Below are 21,156 nucleotides of genomic sequence, written 5' to 3'. Positions count from 1 at the left end.
TTCGCGGGCGCGTCCTATACTGGGCCATCGCCGAACACCGGATGTCCGCCATGAACACCCTGAGCCTGATGCGCGCCGGATGCCTCGCCGCCATCGCACTGAGTGCCGCCTGCGTCACGATCAATGTCTACTTCCCGGCCGCGGCGGCCGAGAAGGCCGCCGACCGCATCATCGACGATGTCTGGGGCGACAGTGCTGCACCGGCGCCGGGCGGCGGCGAGACCTCGTCGCTGACGGGAGGCACGCTGCTGGTCGCGGCTGCCGGCGCGCTCAAGTGGACCCTCGACGGATTGATTCCGGCCGCCGAAGCCGCCGAACCGAATCTGGATGCGACCTCGCCCGAGATCACCCGGCTGAAGACGCAGATGGAGCGCCGGTTCACCGACCTCAAGCCGCTGCTCGACCAGGGGCTGGTGGGCCTCGGCGCCGACGGCTTCGTCGCCGTGCGCGATCCGTCCGCCGTACCGCTGGCCGAGCGCAACCGGGTGCGCACGCTCGTGGGCAACGAGAACGCCGATCGCGCCGCCCTGTACCGCGAGATCGCCGTCGCCAACGGCCAGCCGCAGTGGGAGACGCAGATCCGCGAGGTCTTTGCCGGCCGCTGGATCGCGAAGGCGCAACCGGGATGGTGGTATCAGAACGACAGCGGCGCCTGGGCGCAGAAGTGACGACGCAAGCCGTGGCCTGAATCACGCCCGCCGCCCCGCCCCCGGGTCTGCGGCAGCTGCGGCACTGATCCGGCACGGAAAGGAAAACGGCACCCGAAGGTGCCGTTTTCGTGACGCGATCCCGGACCTCAGCGCTTCGCAGCCTCCCAGCCGCAGCTCAGGCCCTCGTTCTGCTCCTCGAGATAGGCCAGCAGCGGCTCGAAGTATTCGATCAGCGCGCTGCCATCCATCTCGCGGGTACCGGTCAGCTTCTCCAGCGTCTCCTGCCACGGCCGGCTGGCGCCCTGCGCGAGCATGTCCATGAAGCGCTTGCCCGCCTCCTCGTTGCCGTAGATGTCGCAGGCGTGCAGCGGGCCTTCGTAGCCGGCGGCGTCGCACAGCGCCTTCTGCATCTGGAACTGCAGCACGAACGACAGGAAGTAGCGCGTGTACGGCGTGTTGCCCGGGATGTGGTACTTCGCGCCCGGATCGAAGTCTGCCTCGCTGCGCGCGACCGGCGGCGAGACGCCCTGGTACTGCGCCCGCAGATCCCACCAGCCGGCGTTGTAGTCGGCCGGCTTGAGGTCGCCGGCGAACACCTTCCAGCGCCACTGGTCGACGAGCTTGCCCCACGGCAGGAAAGTGATCTTGTCGAGCGCCCACTTCATCTGCGAGTTGATCACCGCCTTGTTGTCGATCTCCTGCTGCGGCACCAGACCGATCTTGGCCAGGTGCTCGGGCGTCAGCGACAGCGTGACGACGTCGCCGATCGCTTCGTGGAAGCCGTCGTGCGCGGCACCCTGGAAGACCGGCGGCAGGCCGTTGTACATCAGGTAGTAGTAGATGTGGCCGAGCTCGTGGTGGATCGTGCTGAGCTGTTCCTCGTCCGGCTCGATGCACTGCTTGATGCGCACGTCGCCCTGCATGTTCATGTCCCAGGCGCTGGCGTGGCAGACGACGTCGCGATCGCGCGGCTTGACCAGCAGGGACTTGTCGTAGAACGACTCCGGCAGCGCCGGCATGCCCAGCGAGGTATAGAAGTCCTCGGCGATCTTGGTCATCTGCACCGCCATCGCGGCGTCGGCCTGATGTTCAAGCTCGGCGAGGTCCAGCGGTGTCGGCTTGCCCTTGAACTCGGACAGCAGGCGCTTGTACTCGCCGTCGCGCCGCGCCTTGAGAGCGGCGGTGACGTCGAGTGAACCCACGCCCGGATACGGTTCGACCAGCGGGTAGATGTTGCTCCACTGCTGTGCCCACATGTTGCCCAGCAGATGGGCCGGGATCAGGCCGTCCTTGGGCACGACCTCGTCGCCGTACTCGGCGTTGAGCTTGCCCCGCACATGGCAATGCAGTGCATCGTAGAGCGGGCTGACCTGCTGCCACAGGCGCTCGACCTCGGCGTCGAACTCGGCCGGGCTCATGTCGTAGCCGGCGCGCCACATCTCGCCGAGATTGGCGAAGCCGAGCTCCTTCGCGCCCTCGTTACCCAGTTCGGCAAAGCGCACGTAGTCCTCGCGGATCGGCTTGGCGGTCTCGTGCCAGCCGAGCCAGGCCTCGGCCCGCGCCTCGGGCGTGGCCGTCGGGTCGTTGACGATCTTCTCGATCTCCGGAAGGCTCAGGCACTCGCCCTCGGCCTTGCACCACTTGCCGGAGCCGTAGTTGGCTTCCATCTTCGACAGGATCTTGGCCAGCTCGGCGCGCTTCGCCGGATCGCTCGGCGCCGGGTTCGCCGTCGACAGCTTGAGCAGCAGGATCGCGCGCTCGGTGTCGTCGCTCGCGTCGACTTCGTTGAACTGCTTGGATTCCTGCACCTTGCGGCTAAGGTACTCCAGCCACTCCTCGTTGGCGCGCGACGCCAGCAGCTGCGTGTCGTCGGTGATGTAGGTCGCCTGCGCCCACTGCGCGGCGCTGAAGTACGGCAGCTTCTCGCGGTAGTCGTCGTTGATGCCGGCGACGAAGGCGTCGGCATCGGCCGCCGATGCCGCGGTCTGCACCGGCTTCCTGGCCGACTGCGGTTGCTCGCCGCCGCCACCGCAGGCAGCCAGGCCCAGCGCCGCCATCAGCAGCAGCGCTCCGGAACCGATTCGGGTTACAAGCATTTGCGTCCTCTCCGGGTGTTTCTAGTGTGATGTCGCCGAGCCGTCGGCCCGGCCTTCGAGTTTCTTGATCGGCCCGATGAACAGGGCCAGCAGCACGCCGAAGCCGGCCGTGGTCAGGAACACGGTCATGAAGCGCGACGGCATCTCGGCGACGCTGTCGTCGCCGAAGTAGCCGGCGATGAGTCCGCCGATCAGATTGCCCAGTGCAGCCCCCATGAACCAGGTCCCCATCATCTGCCCCACGTAGCGCGGCGGCGCGAGCTTGGTCACTGCCGACAGACCGACCGGCGACAGACACAGTTCCCCGGTGGTATGCAGCAGGTAGGTCAGGATCAGCCAGGTCGGCAGCACCTGTTCGCCCTGGACGACGAACTGCGCGGCGAAGTAGAGCACCAGAAAGCCGAGGCCCATCTGAATCAGGCCGAGCGAGAACTTGGCCGGGATCGACGGATCGAGATTGCGCCGGCCCAGGTGCACCCACAGCGCGGCGAAACCCGGCGCCAGCAGGATGATGAACAGCGAGTTGACCGACTGCAGCCAGGAGGCCGGCATCTCCCAGCCGAACATCACGCGGTCGGTATAGCGTTCGGCGAACAGGTTGAAGCTCGATCCGGCCTGCTCGAAGCCGGACCAGAACACGGCGGCGCAGACGAAGAAGACGGCGATCACGCCGACGCGCTTGCGCTCATCGGCATCGAGCCCGCCGAAGCCGATCACCCAGGCGAAGAATGCCGCGGCGGCACCGACGATCACGTAGACGCCGGCCGAGGCCATGGCCACCGCGTCGATGACGAACAGGCCGGCCATCGCGGCGAAGGCCACGGCCAGCAGCGCCACCGTCGCCGAGCCGACCGCGATCCAGCCGCGGCGGCGCCCGGCGGCATCGCCGAGCTGCGGCTCCACGCCCGCACCGCCGAGATAGTGGCTGGTCATCCGGTACTGGATCAGGCCCAGGACCATGAACACGCCGGCCGCGCCGAACCCCCAGTGCCAGCCGACGCGTTCGCCGAGCAGGCCACAGACCAGCGGGCCGGCGAATCCGCCGATGTTGATGCCCATGTAGTAGATCGAGAAACCGGCGTCGCGACGCGCCCCCATGTCGCCGGGATACAGGTGCCCGACCAGCGCACTGACATTCGGCTTGAGCAGGCCGGTGCCGAGCACGATCAGGAGCAGGCCGAGGTAGAAGGTCGGGCCGAACGGCAGGGCCATCGTGAAATGGCCGGCCGCGATCAGGATGCCACCGTACCAGACGGCGCGCTGCAGGCCGAGCAGCCGGTCGGCGATCCAGCCGCCCGGCACCGCGAGCAGATAGACGCCCGCGGTGTAGATGCCGTAGACCGCGGTCGCGGTCTGGTCGTCGAGTCCCATGCCGCCGGTCTCGACGCCGGCGACCATCGCCAGCACCAGGATCGCGCGCATGCCGTAGTAGCTGAAGCGCTCCCACATTTCGGTGAAGAAGAGCGTGGAGAGGCCGCGCGGATGTCCGGCCCAGGTCTTTTCGGTCATTTCATGGCAGATATTTGACGACGCGCCGCACTATGCCCGGCCGGGATCACCGGCTGCATGGGTGTATTTCCTCATGCACATCCTGTGCAAGCCGAGGCCATCCATGGCCTCGCCTTTCAAAACAAGCCAAGAATCGTAGGGCGGGTTAGCGGTATCGCCGCGTAGCCCGCCGAGCGCCGTGAACAAGCTGGGAGGGCTCAAAACAAGCGGGCGGCTAGCGTCCACAGGCCATAAATTGCGAAGAGCAATACGGCGACGACGGCCGCGGCAAGGGCATAGTTCTGCCAGCGCGGCGCCGGCGGTCGCCGGCCCTCCACGCGGTCCAGATGCTCGATCAGCAGCTTCGCGTTGCGCCGGTTGGCCTTGAAGGCAATGTCGAGGAGGTCGCCGAGCAGCGGCACGACGCCCACCAGCGCGTCCACGGCGAGGTTGCCGGCCATGCGCAGCAGCGTCGACCCCGGGGCGCCGGTGCGGGCGCCCTCGAGCAGGAACCAGCCGCCGAGCAGCAGGCCGATGGCGTCGCCGATGCCGGGGATCAGGCCGATCAGCGCGTCGAGGCCCAGGCGGATACGGGTGCCGGGAATGCCCACGGCGGTGTCGAGCAGCCGCGAGAGCTGCTCCGCCCGCTCGCGGGCGGCGCGGGCCTGCCGCAGGGTTTCGGCGTCGGTCATGGCGGTTCAGGTCGCTGCGCTAAACTCGCGGCATTATCCGCAGATCGCTCGGTCGCCGCCGCTGAGGGGCCGATGGGAGACCCATGCGCGCATTGCTCAACCGGGTGCTGTACGAGCTGGTGTGGTGGCTGTTCCGGCCGTTCAACGCCTTCATCCGCTACCGCAATGCCCCCGAGCCGCTGATTCCCGGCCTGGGCCTGGACCCGGCCAAGCCGGTGGTGTTCGTCCTTTCCAACCGGTCCTGGGTCGACTACTTCGTGCTCGACCGGATCTGCAAGGACCTCGGCCTGCCGCAGCCGAGCCGCACCGGCTCGAACTTCCCGACGCCCGAACGCGCCGGCGTGGTCTACATGCCGGCGCTGCTGGAAACGCGGGTGCGCAACACCGACCTGCTGCGCCTGATGGAGACCGGAATCGCCACCAAGTCCTTCGAGGCGCAGGTGGTGCCGGTGTCGATCTTCTGGGGCCGCGACCCGGGCTCGGAGACGAGCTGGTTCAAGCTGATCTTCGCCGACAGCGTCCAGGCCGGGCGTGTGCGCAAGTTCTTCATCATGCTGGCCAACGGCCGCAACGTGTTCGCCAACTTCGGCCTGCCGCTGTCGTTCCGCGAGACCGTCGACCGCGAGAAGGACGCGACCACGGCGATCCGCAAGCTGATCCGCGCGCTGCACTTCCATTTTCTGCGGGCACGTACCGCGGCGCTCGGGCCGACGCTGGTGCGTCGCCACGTGGTGATCCAGTCCCTGCTCAATACGCCGGTGGTCGAACAGGCGATCGCGCGCGAGACCGGCCCGGCGCTGACCCGCGAGAAGGCCCGCGCGTACGCACGCAAGTGCGCTGAGGAGATCGCCGCGGACTACTCCACCGCCGCGATCCGCTTCCTCGAGCGCCTGCTGTCGGTGTTCGTGTTCAAGCGTGTCTTTTCCGGCGTGGACGTTCGCGGGCTCGAGCGCGTGCGCGAATGGGCGCAGCAGTACGAGATCGTCTACATGCCGGCGCACCGCTCGCATGCCGACTACCTGCTGGCCTCGTATTCGCTGTACCACGCCGGCCTGGTGCCGCCGCACATCGCGGCCGGCGTGAATCTGAATTTCTGGCCGGTCGGCGGCCTGCTGCGGCGCTGCGGCGCCTTCTACATGCGCCGCAGCTTCTCCGGCGATCGCATCTACACGGCCGTGTTCCGCGCCTACGTGGACTCGCTGATCCAGCGCGGCTACGCGATCGAGTTCTTCCCCGAAGGCGGCCGCAGCCGCACCGGGCGCCTGCTCGCGCCCAAGACCGGCCTGCTGTCGATGGTCGTCGAGGCCGGCCTGCGCCAGCGCGCCCGCAAGGTGCTGCTGGTACCGGTCTACGTCGGATACGACCGCGCCTGGGAGGTGTCGAGCTACGCCAAGGAGCTGCGCGGCGCCAAGAAGCAGAAGGAATCGGCCGAAGGCCTGCTCAAGGCCGGCAAGATCCTCGGCAAGTCCTACGGCAAGGCCTACATCAACTTCGGCGAGCCGATCCGCCTGCAGGACTATGCCGACCGGCACCTCGACGGCTGGCGCACGCACTTCACCGCCGAGTCCGAAGGTCTTCCGCCGGGGTTCAAGCGCTTCGTCAGCGAACTGGCGCTCGAACACGCACGCCGCGTCAATGCCGCGGCGGTCGCCAATCCGGCCGGCCTGACCGCGGTCGCGCTGCTGTCCGCGCCCGAGCGGGTCGTCTCGCAGGACGAGCTGGTCGAGCAGATCGGCCATCTGGTGTGGCTGCTCAAGGGCAACCCGGCGAGCGAGCACCAGTACATTCCCGAAACGGCCCCGCGCGCGATCGTCGAGTTCGCCGCCCCCATCGTCCGCGCAGTACGCGTGCCGCACGCCTGGGGCGACCTCTATGGCGTGTCCGCGCGCGATGCCGTGCCGCTGACCTACAACCGCAACAACATCCAGCACCTGTTCGCGATCCCGTCGCTGGTCGCCAACCTGTTCCGCACGCGCCTGCTGCTGACCGACGAGCTCGTCGTGACCGCCGTGCGCGCGCTGCACCCGTTCCTGCGCACCGAGTTCTTCCTCGCCGAGGACAGTGCGCAATGCGAGGCGACGACGCGGCGCTGGATCGAGGTGATGCTGCAGCTGGGCCTGCTCACCCGCGAAGGCGATCGCCTGCGGCGCCCCGACGCCGGCCAGCCGGCATACTCGACGCTGGCGATGCTCGGCCGCGTCCTCAACGAAACGCTCGAACGCTACTGCATGACCGCGCTGCTGCTCGCCGCCGAACGTCGCGGGCCGCAGGATCTCAAGCGCGAGCGCGTCGAGGAGGACTGCCGCATGCTGGCAGAGCGCATGGCCATCCTCACCGGCCGGGATGCACCGGAATTCTTCGACAAGGCCCTGTTCCGCGGGTATCTGAACACGCTCATCGACATCGGCCTGCTGCGCCAGCGCGAGGACCAGAGCCTGGAAGTCGACGCGCGCATCGAACGCATCGCCGAACGCTCGCAGGAGCTGCTGTCGGACGAGTCGCGGCAGATGCTGTTGCAGCTGCTGTCGCGGCGCAAGACGCCCGAACCGGCCGAGGGCGCGCCAATCGCCTGAATCCCCCGGTGTCGCGGGTCGCGTGTCATGGGCCGCGCGCTATAATCCGGAACGCCTGGGGCCGTTACGCCCCTTTTTTCGTATCTGCGGGGAAACATGAACAAAGCCTTTCGATTGACGGCCGCCGCGCTTGCGCTCGCGGCGCTTGCCGCCTGTGCACAGCAGGAGCAGGGTGCCGCCGATGCCGCCGCGCCGGCGTCGCTCGACACCGATGCCCAGAAGTTCGGCTACGCCATCGGCGTCGATCTCGGCAAGTCGCTGCAGCCGGTCAAGGGCGACGTCGACATCGCCGCGCTCAAGGCCGGTCTCGACGATGCCTTCGCCGGTACCACGCCCAAGCTCGACGACGCCGCGCGCGAAGAGATCAAGAACAGCGTCGCCCGGAAGATGCAGGAGCGCCAGCAGGCCGAGCGTGCCGAGCAGGCCGCCAAGGCACAGCAGGAGGGCGAGGCCTTCCTCGCCGAGAACGCCAAGCGCGAGGGCGTGAAGACCACCGAGTCCGGCCTGCAGTACGAGGTGCTCACCGAGGGCAAGGGCGAGAAGCCGACCGCCGAGGACCGCGTGACCGTGCATTACAAGGGCACGCTGATCAACGGCGAGGAGTTCGACAGCTCCTACGCCCGCGGCCAGCCGGTGACCTTCCCGCTGTCGAACGTGATTCCGGGCTGGACCGAGGGCGTGCAGCTGATGACGCCGGGTTCGAAGTACAAGTTCGTCATTCCCTCGAAGCTCGCCTACGGCGAGCGTGGCGCCGGCGTCAAGATCGGCCCCAACGAGACGCTGGTGTTCGAGGTCGAGCTGATCTCGATCGAGAAGGACGAAGCCAAGAAGTAAGAGCGCCTCGCGGTGCTCCGGACGGCGGCCGCCCTGCGGCCGCCGTTTTTCGTTGGGTCGGCCCCAGGCGTCCGTCGATAATGCCGGCGTGGACGCCGCGCGCCGACTCCTGCCGCCGATCATCGCCCTGCTCGCCTGCGGCTGCGCGCCGCAGGCCGACGACCTGCTGGCCGACTATCGCGCCCGCGTGCAGCGGGCCGCCGGAGCGGACGTCGGGAATCCCGTCTATCCGGATGTGCCGGCGTACCCGTCGCACCGGGATCGCGCGGTGGCGATTCCCGAGGTGCGCGGCAGCGTGTGGGAGCTGCTGTTCGACCTGCCGGACTGCGAACTCGATCATCTCGTTTCCGAACGCAACAGCATCCTCGGTCGCTACTGGCCGGCGACCAGCCGCTTCGACTACGAACTGCGTTTCCGCCTGCGACTCGATCGCTGTCGCGCGCGGCTCGGGCGACAGGAACCCGCCGACGAGGAACAGCGGGAGTTTCTCGAACGGCTCGAAGAGATCGACGCCGCCAAGCGCGACGTGCTGCCGGCCGTCTGGTGGGCACTGAGCTACGACAGCCCCGAGTTCGAGCAGGCGTTCTCGCCCGCGGCACCGCCGCTGCCGCCGGAAGCACCGGGGCGACGCCAGGCCGCGCTGGCAGCACTCGATCACCTCCAGGGGTTGTCCGCGCTGCTCGATGCCCCGGCCGACGGCCTTGCATTGGCGCCGCTGGAGCGGGCGCTGGAGCAGCTCGCCCAGTCGCGCTACGGTGGCGGACTGCTGCGCAGCCTCGCGCTGCTGACCGGCGAGCTCGATGCCACCTCCACGGCGCTCGAGCACGCCGCGGCCGCGGCGGTCTGCCCCCAGAACCGGCCCACCCCCAGGGGGCGCGTGCTGCATCGCGTCTTCAACCGCTACTACGCGGGCAAGGTGCAGCCCTACTTCGCCGAGGTCCAGCGGGGCGGCCGCGCGTGGCTGGACGCCCATGCCCGTCTGCTGGACAGCCAGCGTGTCGCCTGGCCGCCAGCCTTCGAACGCTTCCGCGGCCGCGCCCTCGGCGACGGCCCGGACTCGCTGTGGCAGCGCTGGAGCGCCGCCCGGGTCCGCCACGTCGAGGCCTGGCAGCGCGTGCTGCGCCAGTGCGCGCTGATGCCGGGCACTGACACACGGGAGCCGTGAAACGAAGAAGGGGCGCCGCATGGGCGCCCCTTCTTCGCACAGCGGATCGATGTCCTACTTCGTGGCCTGCTTCTGCACGTTGGACGGATCGAAGTACTGGATCGGGAAGTCCTTGACGTAGGCTTCCGGCTCCTCGTTGCTGAACTCCAGCGCAAGGTAGCGGCCGCTCTGCAGGTCGTAGACCGTGCCCATCGCCGGCGAGTAGAACGGCTCGGCATACGCCTGCAGCGAATGGCCTTCCTGCCAGCGCCACAGCGCGCCGCGACGGTCGTAGATGTCGACCAGCGCGATCTGCCAGCTGTCCTCGTCGATGTAGAAACGACGCTTGGCGTAGATGTGCGAGGTCGTCGGCTTCACCTCACCCTCGACCACCCATACGCGATGCAGCTCGTAGCGCGGCAGCTCGGGATTGATGTGACCCTTCTGCAGGATGTCCGAATACTTGTACTTCTCTCCCGACATGTCGTAGGAGTTGTACGGGATGTACACCTCCTTCTTGCCGACGATCTTCCACGTGTAGCGGTCGGTCGCGCCGTTGAACAGATCGAGCTGGTCGTTGGTGCGCAGACCGTCGGCGGCGGTGCCCGGGTTGTCGTAGCCGACGTTCGGTGCGCGACGCAGGCGACGCTGGCCCGGGTTGTACTGCCAGGCGCGACGCGGCTCGGTGACCTGGTCCATGGTCTCGTGGACCAGCGTGATCGTGCCGGCCAAGCGTGCCGGGTCACGCACGATCTGCAGGAAGTAGATCAGGACGTTGTCGATCTCGTCCGGACCGACTTCCGGGTTGTTGTAGTGGAACTTGATGTCCTCGGTGATCTTCACGAGGTTGTAGTCGCCGCCCGTGGTCACCGCGGCCTGGACGTTCCAGCGCGTGGTGCCGACGCCGCGGAAACGCACCTTGTGATTCCAAACCGGCTCCTTGCCGGACTTGGGAATCGGGAACGGCACGCTGACCGACGCGTTGGACAGGCCCTCGCCCTCGCTGATCAGCTCGGCGTTGAGCGCGTTCTTGTAGGTGGCCTCGTAGACGAAATCCGCGTACCCCGCGGTGCGCCGCGTCGGATACACCTTCATCTTGTAGGTGCCCGGGTACTGCTCGAACATGGCCTTCTGGCCGGCGCTGAGCTTGTCGGCGTGTTCCTTGTAGTTCTGCGCCGTGATCGTGAACAGCGGCTTGTCGTCCGGGAACGGATCGCAGTAGCGATGCTTCTTGCCCTTGTAGCACGGCGGCGCCGTCGTCAGGCCGCCCTCCCAGGCCGGGATCGTGCCGTCGGCATTGGCGCCACGCTCCGCGCCCATCGGCGTGAGTGTGGTCTTGAGCTTGTCCGCTTCCTCCTGGGAAACCTTGGCGGCCAGCGGAAGGGTCGCGAACATCAGGGCCGCCGCGACGTGCGAAGCACGTTTCATTGTTCTCTCTCCTCAGATAAGCCTGCTTACGATAGAGCAGTTTGGAATGTCCATCTAGCGGTAATTTCAGACCAGAGCGCTGAACGGCTTGCGCAGGCGGATACCCGGTGCGCCGTCCTCATAATAGTCCGGCAGAACGGCATCGATGCGATAGCCCAGACCGTCGTAAAGCGTCCGTGCCGCCACGTTGTCTTCCCGCACTTCGAGCGCGACGCCGCAGCAGCCGCGTTGCCGCGCGTCGGCTTCTGCGGCAACGATCAGGCGACGGCCGATGCCCTGTCCGCGATAGTCCGGATCGACCGCCACCGAGTAGATGCGCGCCCAGCGGCTGTTGCGCCGCAGCAACAGGATGACGGCGCCGGCGATGTTGCCGCCGGCGACGGCGACGCGCACGCTCGCCGTCGGCACGCGCAGGAAATGCCGCACGCTGCGCACGCTCATGCGATCGCCGGGGAAACTCCGTTCGAGCGCGAGAATGCCGGCAGCGTCGCCGGCGCGTGCGGCCCGCACACGCACTTGCGAAGCCGCTGCGCTCACGTGCGCGTGCGCGCCTCGAGGCGCCGGATGAAGTACTCCATGATGCGGCGGTAGAGCGCGTCCTTGAGCACCAGGTCCTCGACCCCATGATCGATGTTCGGGTTGTCGTTGACCTCGATGACCTTGGCGACCTTGCCGAACTGCTTGAGATCGACGCCATAAAGGCCGCTGCCGACCGCGCGCGCCGCCTGGACCGCGATGCTCACCACCTGCGGCGGTGCATCCTCGATCGCCAGCGTCTCGTGATTGCCCTCGACCTTGGCACCGTTGCCGGCCCGCTTGACCACCTGCCAGTGATCCTTGGCCATGAAGTAGCGGCAGGCGTACAGCGGCTGACCGTCCAGCACGCCGACCCGCCAGTCGTACTCGGTCGGCTCGAAACCCTGGCCGATGATCAGGTCCGAGCGCTCGAGCATGTCGCTGGCCTTGCGCTTGAGTTCGGCCGCCGACTCGACCTTGATCACACCCCTGGAGAACTGCGAGTCCGGCTGCTTGAGCACGCACGGGAAGCCCAGCGTCTCGGCCACCTGCTTGAGGTTGCGCGAGTGGATCAGCATGGACTTCGGCTGCGGAATCCGGTGCCGTTCCATCAGCTGCGCGAGAAACACCTTGTTGGCGGCGCGCAGGATCGACAGTGGATCGTCGACGACGACCAGTCCCTCGCGCGCGGCGCGGCGCGCGAAACGGTAGGTGTGGTGATTGACCGCGGTGGTCTCGCGGATGAACAGGGCGTCGAACTCGGCCACGTGGCCGTAGTCGCTCTTGTCGATGAACTCGACGTCGAAGCCCAGGTCCTCGGCGGCCTTCTCGAACAGCTTGAGCGCGCGCGCGTTCGACGGCGGCTCCTTTTCGTCCTCGTTGACCAGGATCGCCAGGTCATATCGCGCCGATTCGCGGCGCACGCGCGGGCTGCGCTTGCGCTCGAAGTAGTCCCGCGCCGCCTCGTACAGGAATTCGTGGTGCGCGGCCGGCACCTCGCCCAGCGCGATCGGACCGACCCACTCCACGCGCCACTCGTCGCCCTTGTAGACGAAGGTCGCCTGCAGCAACGGTGCGGGAAACTGGTTGAACAGGAAGCTGGCGAGCCGCTCGTGGCGCTTGGCCAGGCTGCGCCCGAAATAGATGTTGAGGACGTACTCGCTCGAGCCGATGCGCGCCAGCGAGCGCTGCATCAGTTCCTCGATCTCCTCGTTGACGATGCGCGGGCTCTCGGCGAGCTTGAGGTCCTGGATCGTCGTGATTTCCGGCAGCGGCTTGTGGCCGCGCGCGCCCGCCAGCAGCGAGACGTAGTACCCGGTGGACTGGTAGGCGAACGAGCGGCACAGGTTGTACACGCGCACCCGCCGCGCGCGGGTGTGCATCTCGTGGGTCAGGTAGTCCCACGCGGTCACGACCTCCATGCCGGGGATATCCACCGGCCAGTCGGCGCGCTGGTCGACGACGACGATGCCGCTCATGTCGGACGGGTTGCCGCGGGCAGAGGATCGACAGGAAGCGGGTCGGGCATGGCGGGCGGTGGCTGGGCGCGAGCATCGTAGGCAAGCGACGCGCAAAAGTCTAAGCGCGCGCTCGCCGCGGTGGCTGACAGTTGCTCGCGTTGCACCTACTCTTGGCACTGCGCCGGCAACGCTGCCAAGGGGGAAGGGTCCGATGAACGCTCGTCAGTCCGGTTTGGCCATGCTCGTGCTCGCGTGCCTCGCGCCGGGCACGGCGGCGGCCACCGCACTCGGGGTCAGTGCCACGGCCGGCGACGTCGGGATCGTGCGCGACAGCATCTACAACCCCGTGCGCCCGGCCGACGCGATCGAACCGGGCGTGCGCCTCCAGACGGCGCGCCCCGGCCGTGTCGAGCTGCAGCTCGAACCGGTGGGCCGCTTCGCCCTCGGCGACGACAGCCGCGTGCTGCTGCACAGCATCGAGGCGGTCGATCCGCCGGCGCGCATGCACCTGGTGCGCCTGGTGCACGAGGCCGGCACGCTGCGCGCGAGCAGCCGTACCGCCGGCACGACGCCGGCCGACCTGCGCATCAACCTCGGCGCCGTGCGCATGCGCGTGTTCGGCGCCGAAGTGTGGATGGAGCGTGCATCGGCCTTCGACGAGGTCTGCCTGGTGGCCGGCGCGGTGGAAATGCAGACGCCCGCCGGCCCGCAGCGGCTGGACGAACCCGGCGCCTGCCTGCGCGTCACCGCCGGCGGCCTGCAGCACCTGGACGCCGCGGCGGCCGGGCCGCTGGCCCCGCGCCTGCTGCGCACGACCGCGGACACGCGACTGGCAGCGGCGGCGGCAGCCGCCGCATCGACGGTGGCGACGGTCACGCCGGCGCCGCAGCCGCCACCGCCGCCGGTACCCGAACGCCCAGCCCCGGAGCCGTCTGCCGAGCCGGCACCCGCGCCGCCGGCCGGCGCCGGCCAGTGGACCATCGTGCTGGCGTCGCTGCCGGAGCGCGACCGCGCCGACGGCGAGGCGGCGCGACTGCGTGGTCTCGGCCTCGACGCCACAGTGATCGCGGCCGCGCGCGACGACGGCACGACGACCTGGCGCGTCGTCAGCGGCAGCTATCCGCAGAAGGCCGACGCCGCCGACGACATCGCGGCGATCCGCAAGCGACGCGGCCTGTCCAGTGCCTGGGTCACGCAGCTGCCGTGAGGCCCCTGCGGCAGCTCAGCGTCGTCGTCCCGACGCTGGATGAGGCGCTGACGCTGCCGGCACTGTTCGACAGCCTCGCCAGCCAGCGCGACATCACGCTGCAGTGCGTCATCGCCGACGGCGGCTCCGCAGACGACAGCGTCGCGCTTGCCCGGCGGCGCGGCGCGCGGATCGTCCGCAGCGGCCGCGGGCGCGGCCGACAGCTCAACGCGGGCGCTGCCGCGGCGGCACACCCGTGGCTGCTGTTCCTGCACGCCGATTCGCAGTTCACCGATCCGGACCAGCTCGCCGAGGCCCTCGACACCGTGGCGACGGCACGCCGGAACACACCCTCACCGCCGCCCGCCGGGCACTTCGCGCTGCGTTTTGCGCGTGGACAGGCCGGTCACGACATGCTGTTCGCGCTGCTCGAAGCCAAGAGCGCCTCCAACCGTCCGTACAGCATCAACGGCGACCAGGGCCTGCTGATCCACCGCGACGACTTCGCCGCCCTCGGCGGCTACGACGAGTCTCTGGCGCTGTTCGAAGACCAGCGGATCGCCACCCGCATCTTCGAGCACGGTCGCTGGCTGCTGCTGCCGCATCGCCTGCTCACCTCCGCGCGGCGCTTCGAGGCCGAGGGTCACGCGCCACGCTACGCGCTGATGGCCCTGATGATGGCGATGGAGCAGGCCGGCCTGCTCGGCGGCTTCGTCGCCGAGGCCGGTCACGCCTATGCCGCGCAGAAGGACGCCCGGCGCCTGCGGCTCGCCCCGTTTCGCGCGGCCGCCCTGCGCCAGCTGCGCGCCGCCGGTCTGCGCCGCGGGCTGCGCGGGGTGATGGCCTGCGGCCGGCTGATCCGGCAGAACGCCTGGCAGCTGGCGCTGCTGCTCGACCTGGTGCGCCACCACGACGACGGCCGCTGGCTGCACCGCTACGACCGCCTGCTCGCGCCGCTGCTCGCCCATCGCGGCACCGACGCACTCGCCGGCGCGGCGGCCGTGGCGGCCCTGCTCGCCGGCCCTTCCCTGCTCGACCGTGGATGACGCCATGAGCGATCTCGCTTCGCCGACCGTCCTGATCACCGGTGCTGCCGGGCTGGTCGGCCGCGCACTGTGCGCCCGCCTGCAGGCGCAGCCGTCATTGCAGGTCGTGGCCAGCGACCTGCGACGGCCGGCCGACGACCCCGGCGCGCAGCGCTTCGTCGCCGCCGACCTCGCGGATGCCGACTGGAGCGGCCTGCTGCGCGAGCACCGGATCACGCACGTCGTGCATCTCGCGGCGGTGGTGGCGGCGCAGGCCGGGCGCGATGCGGACCGCATCCATGCCCTCGAGGTCGGGGGCACCCAGCGCCTCTACCGCGCATGCGTCGAAACCGGCGTGAGGCAGTTCGTCGTCGCTTCGAGCGGCGCCGCCTACGGCTATGCGCCGGACCTGCCGGTCCCGGTTTCCGAGGATTTCCCGCTGCGTCCGCACCCGGACTTTCCGTATGCCGCGCACAAGGCCGAAATCGAGCATTGGCTCGCCGCACAGGCCGACGGCCCGCGGCGGCTGGTCCTGCGTCTGTGTACGGTGCTCGCACCCGGCCGTTCGACGCCGGTGACCGCCCTGTTCGAAGGCCGGCGCATCCTCGGGCTGCGCGGACACGACAGCCCCTTCTGTTTCGTGCACTTCGACGATGTCGCCGGTGCGATCGCGCACGGACTGGCGACCGGGGCCGCCGGCACCTACAACGTTGCCGGCGACGGCTGGATGCGCCTCGCCGAGATCGCCGAGCGCCTGCACAAGCCCATGCTGCAACTGCCGCCGGGCCTACTCCGCGGTGCGCTGCGCATCGCCCACGCCTTGCGCCTGAGCGGTTACACCGCGGGGCAGGTCGACTTCCTGGCCTACCGACCGGTGCTCGACAACGCCCGCCTGAAGTCGGCCTTCGGCTACACGCCGCGGTACGACAGCCGCGGCGCCTTCGAGGCCTGGCTGCGCGGCTGAGCCGCGGACAGAAAAAAGCCCGCACGAGGGCGGGCTTTTTCCGGCAGCGAAGCCGATCAGGCCTTGAGCAGGTCCTCGATCGCCGCACGCTCCTCGCGCAGCTCGGTCTCGGTCGCGGTCATGCGCGCACGCGAGAACTCGTCGACCGACAGGCCCTGCACGATCTCGTACTGGCCGTCCTTGCAGATGCAGGGATAGCCGTAGACGATGCCCGGCGCGATGCCGTAGCTGCCGTCCGAGGGCACGCCCATGCTCACCCACTTGCCGTTGCTGCCCAGCGCCCAGTCGCGCATGTGATCGACGGCGGCCGACGCGGCCGAGGCCGCCGACGACAGGCCGCGCGCCTTGATGATCGCGGCGCCACGCTGCTGCACGGTGGGGATGAAGTCCTTCTCGATCCAGGCCTGGTCGACCAGCGACTTCGCCGGCTTGCCACCGATCGTCGTGTGGCTGATGTCCGGGTACTGCGTGGAGCTGTGGTTGCCCCAGATGATGACCTTGTCGATGTCGTTGCCATGCACGCCGGTCTTGGTGGCAAGCTGCGAGACCGCGCGGTTGTGGTCGAGGCGCACCATCGCGTGGATCTGCTTCGGATCGAGACCGCCCTTGGCGGCAGCGGTCGCGGCGATCAGCGCATTGGTGTTGGCCGGGTTGCCGACGACCAGCGCACGCACGTCCTTCGACGCCTTGGCGGCCAGGGCCTTGCCCTGGGGTCCGAAGATGCCGCCGTTGGCGGTCAGCAGATCCTTGCGCTCCATGCCGGGGCCGCGCGGACGCGCGCCGACCAGCAGGGCGTAGTCCGTGCCCTCGAACGCCGTCATGGGATCGCCGTGCGCCTCGATACCCGCGACCAGCGGAAACGCGCAGTCGTCGATCTCCATGATCGTGCCCTTGAGCTTCTCCTGCACTTCCGGCACCGGCACTTCGAGCAGCTGCAGGATCACCGGCTGGTCGGGTCCGAGCATCGAGCCGGACGCGACGCGGAAGATGAGCGAGTAGGCGATCTGGCCGGCGGCGCCGGTGATGGCGACCTTGACGGGCTTTTTCATCAAAGAACTCCGTGGTTCGGAACAGTAGGCGGCGGCCGGACGGCCGGGAGGGGCCGCGATTTTACCCGTTCCCGGCCCGTCCCGGCCCTTATGGGTTTCGCCCTGGCCATCCACGGCCGGGCGTTCGGAATCGCTGCGGGTGCCGCCGGCACGCGACAGGACACCATCCCTCCACCCCTCAGGCCTGCTGCAGCACGGTTTTGGGCGGCGTGTTCAGCGTCGGCCGCAGCGAAATCCAGCCCAGAACGGCGACGACGCAGGCGCCGAGCAGCGTGCCGATGAGCCACAGCAACGGTCGCGGCCCGTACGGAATCCGGAACACCTGCTCGGCGAGCACCCAGGCCACGGTCTGCGCAGCGATCGCGGCGACCAGTCCGGCCAGCGCGCCGAGCACCGCGTACTCGGCGATCAGGCCGCGCACGATCAGCCCGGCGCGCGCGCCGAGCGCGCGCAGCAGCGCCGTTTCGCGCACGCGCTCGGCGCGCGTGCCCTCGATCGCGGCGAGCAGCACGCACAGGCCGGCGGCGAGCGTGAACAGGAAGATGAACTCGACCGCGGTGACGATGCGCTCGACGATGCCGCGCACCTGCTGCAGCATCGCCTCGATGTCGAGCACGGTGATGTTCGGGAACTGCGCGACGAGTTCGCGCAGCAGCGCGCGGTTCTCCGGCGCCAGGCGGAAGCTCGACAGCCACTGCTTGGGCACCGCGTCCGACAGCGCCCCGGGCGTCGTCAGCAGGAAGAAGTTCGGCTTGAAGCTGTCCCAGCCGACGGTGCGGAAGTTGGTCACCGTGAGCGTCACCGCCTCGCCGGCGAAATCCAGGGTCATCGTGTCGCCGAGCTTCAGGCCGAGGCGCTCGATCGCATAGTCCTCGGCCGACAGCCACGGCTGGCCGGCGCCCGATTCGCCCCACCATTCGCCTTCGATGATGCGGTTGTCCTCATTGAGCGCCGTGCCCCAGGACAGGTTGAAGTCGCGATTGATCCAGCGCTGCGTTTCCGGATCGTCGAAGGAGTCCGCGGTCACCGCCGCGCCGTTGAGCGCAACCAGGCGCCCGCGCGCCATCGGCCACAGTTCGATCTCGCCGTGCCCGCGCTCGGTGAAGAAGCGGCGCAGCGGCTCGACCTGGTCGCTCTGGATGTTGATAAGGAACTGATTGGGCGTGTTCTCCGGCAGCTTTTCCTGCCAGCTCACGAGCAGGTCCTCGCGCACGACGGAGACCAACAGCAGCGCCATCAGTGCCAGGCCGAGCGCCGCCACCTGGGCGACGGTCGCACGCCGACGCCGCGCGACGTTGCCGAGCCCGAAGCGCCATGACATGCCCACCGCGCGCTTGAGCGGCGACAGCGCCAGCACCAGCAGCCAGGCCAGCCCCGCAAGCGCGAGCAGTGCCGCCGCCGAGCCGCCGAGCACGGCCATCGCCATCTTCGGGTCGCCGGTCGCGAGCCACAGCAGCGCCGCGGCCGTCGCCAGCGCCGCAAGCCAGATCGCACGCGCACCGCCGGACCCCGTTTCGACGCGCTGGAACACGCGCAGCGGCGGCGTGCGCCGCGCGGCCAGCAGGGGCGGCGCGGCAAAGCCGAGCAGCATCAGCAGCCCCAGCGCGGCGGCCGCGAGCAGGGGCCATAACGGCGCCGGCGGCAGGCTGAGCTGCAGCAGGTCGGTCAGCAGCGCGGCGATGCCGGCCTGCACGCCGTAACCCACGGCGGCGCCGAGCAGCGAGCCGACGGTGCCGAGCAGCAGCAACTGGGCGACGAGGGCGCGGCCGAGAAACGCCTGGCGCGCGCCCAGGGTCTTGAGCAGGGCGATCTCGTCGCGCAGCTTCTCGCCGTATTGGCGTGCGGACAGCGCGACGGCCGCGCAGGCCAGCAGCGTGGCCGCGAGGATCGCCACGTCGAGGAACTGCCCGGCACGATCGAGCGAGTTGCGGATCTCGCGACGCGCCTCCTGCGGCCGCAGGCGGCGCACGTTCTCGGGCGGCTCGGCCTCGAGCAGGGGCGCCAGCGCGGCCGGCGGTCCGGCGAACAGGCGTACGTATTCGACGCGCGAGCCCGGACCGACGAGCTGCGTCGCCGGAAGATCGGCGGCGTTGATCATCAGGCGCGGCGCGAGGTCGGCGAAGCCGTTGCCGCGATCCGGCTCGTTCTCCAGCACCCGCGTGACGCGCAGCTCGCTGGCGCCGGTCTGCACCGCCGTCCCCGGCTGCAGGCGCAGTTCCTGCCACAGCCGTGCATCGGCCCAGGCCTCGCCCGGCGGCGGAATCCCCGCCGCTTCGCGCGCCGGGCCGAAGGGTTCGTCGGCGATGCGCAGGCTGCCGCGCAGCGGATACCCCTCGCCCACCGCCTTGATCGACGCCAGCACCGAGGCCTCGCCGGCGAACACCACCGTCGCGAACGACGCGGTGTCGACGCTGCGCACCCCGGAGGACGGCGCCACCAGCGTGTCCGGCAGCGGCTTGCGCGAACGGAACAGCAGGTCGCCGCCCAGCGCCTCGCCGGTCTGCGCTTCCAGTGCCGCGCGCACGCGCTCGGTGAACAGGTTCACCGCGGAGACGGCCGACACCGCGACCGCGAGCGCCAGCGCCAGCACGACCAGCTCGCCGGATCGCCAGCCGCGGCGCAGGCGTCGCGCAGCGTAGGCGGTCGCGCTAGCCATCGAGACGCCCGTCGCGCAGCGTGATCGTGCGGCCGCAGCGTGCGGCCAGCTGGGCGTCATGGGTCACCAGAACCAGCGTCGTGCCGCGCGCCGCGTTCATCTCGAACAGCAGTTCGACGATCTGCGTGCCGGTGGTGGTGTCGAGATTGCCGGTCGGTTCGTCGGCGAACAGGATGGCCGGCTCGCCGCAGAACGCGCGCGCCAGCGCCACGCGCTGCTGCTCGCCGCCGGAGAGCTGATGCGGATAGTGGTCGAGGCGCTTACCCAGACCAACCCGGTCGAGCGCGGCGCGCGCGCGCTCCTGCGCGTCGGCGAGGCCGGCGAGCTCGGCCGGCAGCATCACGTTCTCCAGGGCGGTGAAGCCCGACAGCAACTGGAACGACTGGAAGACGAAACCGACACGGCCGGCGCGCAGCCCGGCGCGCGCATCCTCGTCGAGACCGTCGATGCGCGTGCCGTCGAGCTCGATCTCGCCGGCGCTCGGCACGTCGAGCCCCGCCAGCAGCGACAGCAGCGTGGTCTTGCCGGAGCCGGAGCGGCCGACGATGGCCAGCGACTCGCCGGCCGCGACCTCCATCGAGACACCGCCCAGAATCGTCAGCGGCGCGCCACCGCTGCTAACCTCCTTGCCGACGCCGCGTGCGGCGACCACCGTCCTTGCCACCATGATGCTCCGTCTCGTTCTTGCCGCCGTCCTGGCCTGCGCCGCGTGCCTTGCGCGCGCCGAAACCGGTACGGCCGGGGATTCCGCCGGGTCCGCACCGACGATTCTGGTTCTGGGGGACAGCCTCAGCGCCGCCTACGGCATTCCGGCAGAACGCGGCTGGGTCGCGCTGCTGCAGGAACGGCTGCGGGACCGAGGCTATCCGCACGGCGTCGTCAACGCCAGCGTCAGCGGCGAAACCACCGCCGGCGGGCTGGCACGACTGCCTGCGTTACTGGACCGCCACCAGCCGCAAATGGTTCTGATCGAACTCGGCGGCAACGACGGCCTGCGCGGACTGCCGCTGGACAAGCTCGAAGACAACCTGCGCCGCGCGGCCACGCTCAGCCGCGACGCCGGCGCGACACCGGTCCTGTTCGAGATGCGCATCCCCAGCAACTACGGGCCGGTCTACAGCCATGGTTTCCAGCAGGCGTTCTCCTCGGCAGCCGAAGCGCTCGACGCCCCGCTGGTGCCGTTCTTCCTGGCCGGCATCGCACTCGACCCGGATGCGTTTCTCGACGACGGCATCCACCCGAACGCAGGCTCGCAGCCGAAGATGCTCGATGCCGTATGGCCGACCCTCGAGGCCGCGCTGCCGGCGCCCTGAGCTTGCCGGTCCGCGCCGTTTTGTGACGCGCCCGCGCATCCCGCGTCGCGGGATTCGCGTATAAGGCGGCGCGATCCCCGCA

General features: G+C 69.4%; 17 protein-coding genes. 8 read left to right on the top strand and 9 right to left on the bottom strand.

Annotated elements, in window-relative coordinates; genetic code table 11:
* Positions 1–50: 50 nt before the first annotated feature.
* Positions 51–668: a YdbL family probable chaperone protein gene (locus C8D93_RS16345; RefSeq protein WP_245903943.1), complete on the top strand. Its 618-nt coding sequence runs from the start codon at positions 51–53 to the stop codon at positions 666–668.
* 128 nt (positions 669–796) lie between these two features.
* On the opposite strand, the gene C8D93_RS16340 is transcribed toward C8D93_RS16345, so the two are convergent.
* The 3 genes from C8D93_RS16340 to C8D93_RS16330 form a co-directional block, all read right to left on the bottom strand.
* Positions 797–2,746, bottom strand: a complete 1,950-nt coding sequence (locus C8D93_RS16340; RefSeq protein ID WP_110266300.1) for a M2 family metallopeptidase — start codon at positions 2,744–2,746, stop codon at positions 797–799.
* Between the two features lie 21 nt (positions 2,747–2,767).
* Positions 2,768–4,255 (bottom strand): peptide MFS transporter, encoded by a 1,488-nt coding sequence (locus C8D93_RS16335; protein ID WP_110266299.1) that lies wholly within the window; start codon positions 4,253–4,255, stop codon positions 2,768–2,770.
* A gap of 197 nt (positions 4,256–4,452) precedes the next feature.
* Positions 4,453–4,926, bottom strand: coding sequence for a DUF4112 domain-containing protein (locus tag C8D93_RS16330; RefSeq protein ID WP_110266298.1), 474 nt, complete (start codon positions 4,924–4,926; stop codon positions 4,453–4,455).
* Between the two features lie 83 nt (positions 4,927–5,009).
* Here C8D93_RS16330 and plsB point away from each other — a divergent pair, with 83 nt between their 5' ends.
* The 3 genes from plsB to C8D93_RS16315 all read left to right on the top strand — a co-directional run bounded on the left by plsB (position 5,010) and on the right by C8D93_RS16315 (position 9,498).
* Positions 5,010–7,499 carry a glycerol-3-phosphate 1-O-acyltransferase PlsB gene (gene plsB / locus C8D93_RS16325; protein ID WP_110266297.1) on the top strand — a complete coding sequence of 830 codons (2,490 nt, stop codon included), beginning with the start codon at positions 5,010–5,012 and terminating at the stop codon, positions 7,497–7,499.
* A gap of 96 nt (positions 7,500–7,595) precedes the next feature.
* On the top strand, positions 7,596–8,333 hold the full coding sequence (bamJ, locus tag C8D93_RS16320; RefSeq protein ID WP_110266296.1) for an FKBP-type peptidyl-prolyl cis-trans isomerase: 738 nt from the start codon (positions 7,596–7,598) through the stop codon (positions 8,331–8,333).
* An 88-nt stretch (positions 8,334–8,421) separates the two neighbouring features.
* Complete coding sequence (locus C8D93_RS16315) at positions 8,422–9,498, top strand: DUF3080 family protein (RefSeq protein ID WP_170124069.1); 1,077 nt, start codon at positions 8,422–8,424, stop codon at positions 9,496–9,498.
* Between the two features lie 54 nt (positions 9,499–9,552).
* On the opposite strand, the gene C8D93_RS16310 is transcribed toward C8D93_RS16315, so the two are convergent.
* From C8D93_RS16310 to C8D93_RS16300, 3 genes are all read right to left on the bottom strand, one after another.
* Positions 9,553–10,905: a DUF1329 domain-containing protein gene (locus tag C8D93_RS16310; RefSeq protein ID WP_110266294.1), complete on the bottom strand. Its 1,353-nt coding sequence runs from the start codon at positions 10,903–10,905 to the stop codon at positions 9,553–9,555.
* Positions 10,906–10,971: 66 nt separating this feature from the next.
* Positions 10,972–11,442 carry a GNAT family N-acetyltransferase gene (locus C8D93_RS16305; RefSeq protein ID WP_245903941.1) on the bottom strand — a complete coding sequence of 157 codons (471 nt, stop codon included), beginning with the start codon at positions 11,440–11,442 and terminating at the stop codon, positions 10,972–10,974.
* A complete protein-coding gene (locus C8D93_RS16300; protein WP_110266293.1) occupies positions 11,439–12,899 on the bottom strand; it encodes a RimK family ATP-grasp domain-containing protein in 1,461 nt (486 codons plus the stop codon). Before C8D93_RS16300 ends, C8D93_RS16305 begins: the two co-directional genes overlap by 4 nt.
* A 193-nt stretch (positions 12,900–13,092) precedes the next feature.
* Between C8D93_RS16300 and C8D93_RS16295 the strand changes: the two genes are divergently transcribed.
* Genes C8D93_RS16295 through C8D93_RS16285 form a run of 3 tightly spaced genes read left to right on the top strand, consistent with a single transcriptional unit; the run spans position 13,093 to position 16,056 of the window.
* Positions 13,093–14,088 carry an SPOR domain-containing protein gene (locus C8D93_RS16295; protein WP_170124068.1) on the top strand — a complete coding sequence of 332 codons (996 nt, stop codon included), beginning with the start codon at positions 13,093–13,095 and terminating at the stop codon, positions 14,086–14,088.
* A complete protein-coding gene (locus tag C8D93_RS16290; RefSeq protein ID WP_170124067.1) occupies positions 14,085–15,113 on the top strand; it encodes a glycosyltransferase in 1,029 nt (342 codons plus the stop codon). The genes C8D93_RS16295 and C8D93_RS16290 overlap by 4 nt, the downstream gene beginning before the upstream one ends.
* A 4-nt stretch (positions 15,114–15,117) precedes the next feature.
* Entirely contained in the window at positions 15,118–16,056 is a 939-nt protein-coding gene (locus tag C8D93_RS16285; protein WP_110266290.1) for an NAD-dependent epimerase/dehydratase family protein, read from the top strand.
* Between the two features lie 56 nt (positions 16,057–16,112).
* Here the strand turns inward: C8D93_RS16285 and C8D93_RS16280 are convergent, their stop codons facing one another.
* From C8D93_RS16280 to C8D93_RS16270, 3 genes are all read right to left on the bottom strand, one after another.
* Positions 16,113–17,105, bottom strand: coding sequence for a malate dehydrogenase (locus C8D93_RS16280; protein ID WP_110266289.1), 993 nt, complete (start codon positions 17,103–17,105; stop codon positions 16,113–16,115).
* A gap of 178 nt (positions 17,106–17,283) precedes the next feature.
* Positions 17,284–19,761, bottom strand: coding sequence for an ABC transporter permease (locus C8D93_RS16275; protein WP_245903940.1), 2,478 nt, complete (start codon positions 19,759–19,761; stop codon positions 17,284–17,286).
* Entirely contained in the window at positions 19,754–20,428 is a 675-nt protein-coding gene (locus tag C8D93_RS16270; RefSeq protein WP_110266287.1) for an ABC transporter ATP-binding protein, read from the bottom strand. Before C8D93_RS16270 ends, C8D93_RS16275 begins: the two co-directional genes overlap by 8 nt.
* Here C8D93_RS16270 and C8D93_RS16265 point away from each other — a divergent pair.
* The gene (locus C8D93_RS16265; RefSeq protein WP_211307394.1) at positions 20,427–21,074 is read left to right on the top strand and encodes an arylesterase; all 648 of its coding nucleotides are present in this window, start codon (positions 20,427–20,429) and stop codon (positions 21,072–21,074) included. The genes C8D93_RS16270 and C8D93_RS16265 overlap by 2 nt on opposite strands.
* Positions 21,075–21,156 lie beyond the last annotated feature (82 nt).

The sequence above is a fragment of the Sinimarinibacterium flocculans genome (assembly GCF_003201205.1).
GTDB classification, from domain to species: Bacteria; Pseudomonadota; Gammaproteobacteria; order Nevskiales; family Nevskiaceae; genus Solimonas; species Solimonas flocculans.
This window is presented reverse-complemented; position numbering and strand designations above follow the sequence as displayed.

What these genes read in the sequence shown, in the direction of transcription:
- C8D93_RS16280 (WP_110266289.1), bottom strand. Translation starts at nt 17,105, where the DNA reads ATGAAAAAGCCCGTCAAGGTCGCCATCACCGGCGCCGCCGGCCAGATC.
- C8D93_RS16270 (WP_110266287.1), bottom strand. Translation starts at nt 20,428, where the DNA reads ATGGTGGCAAGGACGGTGGTCGCCGCACGCGGCGTCGGCAAGGAGGTT.
- C8D93_RS16275 (WP_245903940.1), bottom strand. Translation starts at nt 19,761, where the DNA reads ATGGCTAGCGCGACCGCCTACGCTGCGCGACGCCTGCGCCGCGGCTGG.
- C8D93_RS16340 (WP_110266300.1), bottom strand. Translation starts at nt 2,746, where the DNA reads ATGCTTGTAACCCGAATCGGTTCCGGAGCGCTGCTGCTGATGGCGGCG.
- C8D93_RS16330 (WP_110266298.1), bottom strand. Translation starts at nt 4,926, where the DNA reads ATGACCGACGCCGAAACCCTGCGGCAGGCCCGCGCCGCCCGCGAGCGG.
- C8D93_RS16345 (WP_245903943.1), top strand. Translation starts at nt 51, where the DNA reads ATGAACACCCTGAGCCTGATGCGCGCCGGATGCCTCGCCGCCATCGCA.
- C8D93_RS16335 (WP_110266299.1), bottom strand. Translation starts at nt 4,255, where the DNA reads ATGACCGAAAAGACCTGGGCCGGACATCCGCGCGGCCTCTCCACGCTC.
- C8D93_RS16310 (WP_110266294.1), bottom strand. Translation starts at nt 10,905, where the DNA reads ATGAAACGTGCTTCGCACGTCGCGGCGGCCCTGATGTTCGCGACCCTT.
- C8D93_RS16285 (WP_110266290.1), top strand. Translation starts at nt 15,118, where the DNA reads ATGAGCGATCTCGCTTCGCCGACCGTCCTGATCACCGGTGCTGCCGGG.
- C8D93_RS16295 (WP_170124068.1), top strand. Translation starts at nt 13,093, where the DNA reads ATGAACGCTCGTCAGTCCGGTTTGGCCATGCTCGTGCTCGCGTGCCTC.
- bamJ (WP_110266296.1), top strand. Translation starts at nt 7,596, where the DNA reads ATGAACAAAGCCTTTCGATTGACGGCCGCCGCGCTTGCGCTCGCGGCG.
- plsB (WP_110266297.1), top strand. Translation starts at nt 5,010, where the DNA reads ATGCGCGCATTGCTCAACCGGGTGCTGTACGAGCTGGTGTGGTGGCTG.
- C8D93_RS16300 (WP_110266293.1), bottom strand. Translation starts at nt 12,899, where the DNA reads ATGAGCGGCATCGTCGTCGTCGACCAGCGCGCCGACTGGCCGGTGGAT.
- C8D93_RS16265 (WP_211307394.1), top strand. Translation starts at nt 20,427, where the DNA reads ATGATGCTCCGTCTCGTTCTTGCCGCCGTCCTGGCCTGCGCCGCGTGC.